The organism is Streptomyces sp. NPDC002573 (assembly GCF_042889625.1).
Taxonomy (GTDB): Bacteria; Actinomycetota; Actinomycetes; order Streptomycetales; family Streptomycetaceae; genus Streptomyces; species Streptomyces gibsoniae.
The window spans coordinates 1-2,310 of the sequence record NZ_JBIARC010000231.1 but is presented as its reverse complement, the minus strand read 5'-3'; the positions used below and the strand labels follow the sequence as shown (position 1 = coordinate 2,310).

General features: G+C 67.4%; 3 protein-coding genes. 1 reads left to right on the top strand and 2 read right to left on the bottom strand.

Going from position 1 to position 2,310, the window contains the following annotated elements; translation table 11 throughout:
- Positions 1-145: 145 nt before the first annotated feature.
- Positions 146-1,108, bottom strand: coding sequence for an alpha/beta hydrolase (locus ACFYX0_RS47500; protein WP_388981999.1), 963 nt, complete (start codon positions 1,106-1,108; stop codon positions 146-148).
- A 182-nt stretch (positions 1,109-1,290) separates the two neighbouring features.
- Here ACFYX0_RS47500 and ACFYX0_RS47495 point away from each other — a divergent pair, with 182 nt between their 5' ends.
- On the top strand, positions 1,291-1,749 hold the full coding sequence (locus ACFYX0_RS47495) for a MarR family winged helix-turn-helix transcriptional regulator (protein ID WP_388981996.1): 459 nt from the start codon (positions 1,291-1,293) through the stop codon (positions 1,747-1,749).
- Positions 1,750-1,848: 99 nt separating this feature from the next.
- On the opposite strand, the gene ACFYX0_RS47490 is transcribed toward ACFYX0_RS47495, so the two are convergent.
- Complete coding sequence (locus tag ACFYX0_RS47490) at positions 1,849-2,184, bottom strand: hypothetical protein (RefSeq protein ID WP_388981993.1); 336 nt, start codon at positions 2,182-2,184, stop codon at positions 1,849-1,851.
- Positions 2,185-2,310 lie beyond the last annotated feature (126 nt).

The window sequence follows — 2,310 nt, the reverse complement described above, 5'->3', positions numbered from 1 at the left end:
TTGCCCGAGCCGATCAACGACCCGGCCCGGATCCTTCGCCTTGACGTACGAAGACGCGACCGACTCGGCGGCACACTCCACGAGTACCAGCATGCCGCTTGACCTGGCCGGATGAGGTTTCCGGCAAGGACAGGGTGCTGCCTGGTCAGTTGGTGAGAACGTCGCGCAGCGCGGTGACGGCCTGGGTGATGGCGGCCTCGGCGGCGTGGGTGCCGCGCAGGGCGTTGAGCATCACGAAGTCGTGGATGATGCCCTGGTAGCGCACCGCCGTGACCGGGACGCCGGCCTCGCGCAGCTTGTTGGCGTAGGCCTCGCCCTCGTCGCGCAGGACGTCGGCCTCGCCGGTGATGACCAGCGCCGGGGGCAGACCGGTCAGCTGCTCGGTGGTGGCGCGCAGCGGGGAGGCGGTGATCTGGGCGCGCTCACTTTCGTCGGTCGTGTACTGGTCCCAGAACCACTGCATGGCGTCCCGGCGCAGGAAGTAGCCCTCGGCGAACTGGTGGTAGGAGGCGGTGTCGAAGCTGGCGTCGGTGACCGGGTAGAACAGCACCTGCTGCACCAGGGGGACGTCGCCGCGCTCCTTGGCCATCAGGGTCAGTGCCGCGGCCATGTTGCCGCCGACGGAGTCGCCGGCCACGGCGATGCGGGTGGCGTCCAGGTTCTTTGCGGCGCCGTCGGTGACGATCCAGCGGGCGACGGCGTAGTTCTGTTCGATGGCGACCGGGTAACGGGCCTCCGGGGACAGGTCGTACTCGGGGAAGACGACGGCGGCCCGGGCGCCGACGGCCAGCTCGCGGACCAGGCGGTCGTGGGTGTGGGCGTTGCCGAAGACCCATCCGGCGCCGTGGATGTAGATGATCACCGGCAGCACGCTCTGAGCGTCGGCGGGGCGGACGATGCGGGCCTTGACCGATCCGGTGGGGCCGCCGGGGACGGTCACCCACTCCTCGGCGATTTCCGGCTTGGTGATCTCGCCGGACTGGACCTCGTCGACGGTCTTGCGGCCTTCGGCCGGGCCCAGGTCGAACAGGTACGGCGGGTTTGCGGTGGCCTCGGCGAAGGCTGCGGCGGCGGGCTCCAGCACCGGGCGGGTGGTGGTCTTGGACATGGGTCGCTCCTCATGGGGGATGGCGGTGGGCGGCGAGCGGTGGGCCCGGCCGTCCGGCGGGGCTGACTGGAACAGTACTGCCCGATTTAGTCGTGCGCAACTTAATCTAGCGCTACATAATCGCGGGCGCCTGGAAGAGGTAGAATGGCGTTCGCCGATCATTCGATGTGAGGACCGAAGCCATGGACGAGAACGGGCACCACGCCGCTGAGCCGGGCTCGCTCCTGCTCCAGGACCAGCTGTGCTTCGCCTTGTACGCCGCCTCGCGGGCGGTCACCGTCCGCTATCGGCCCCTGCTGGACGACCTGGGCCTGACCTACCCGCAGTACCTGGTCATGCTGGTGCTGTGGGAGCAGGACTCCATATCCGTCCGTGAGCTGGGCACCGCGCTCCAACTGGAATCCAGCACCCTTTCTCCGCTGCTCAAACGCCTGGAAGCCGGTGGCCTGATCCGCCGTGAACGACGCGCCGAGGACGAGCGGTCCGTCTCCATCCACCTCACCCCGGCTGGTGCGGATCTTCACGAGAAGGCTCGTACCGTCCCTGCGGCCATCGGCGAGGCCATGGGACTGACTCCCGAGCAGGACGCCACGGCCAAGCACTTGCTCCGCCTGCTCACCAGGAACGTCACCCGCAGCTGAGCTACCGGGCGAGCGAAGCTGGTGGGGTGTCTCCGCATCCATCGCCGAAGCACCTGGCATGCGGCGCGGGAAAAATCGCCCGGCAACGCGGGAAACGATCTACACAGAGGTTGCATCGGCCCTGACCAGGGCATTCCGTCGGTTCGTGGGGTCGCGGTCGAGGATGTCCTGGCCGGGCATCTCGATCACGAAGTCCTGGTGGTACGGATGGACGGCGCGGGTGAAGGGCGTAGGCACTCCTCCCCCTTTCATGCCCTTCAGGACGTCGTAGCGGGGTTGGATGATGGTCCACTGCTCGTTCTGCAGCAGGTCGCGGTTTCCGGCGGCGACCTGGTCCGGATCGTCCGACGCGATCTTCTTCCAGGCTTCGTTGTACGAGGTGGCCCGTGCCGTGGGGAACTGGCCGTAGGTGTCATGAAGACTTGCTAGTTCCACGATCGTGTCGGGCGCATCCAGGAATGCCTCGTGAGGTGCCCCGAGGTTTCCGGACAGGGACCCAATAGGATCCCTGTGTAAGGAAACGAGAGGCAAGACGTGGCACCACCCAGCAAGTACTCGCCG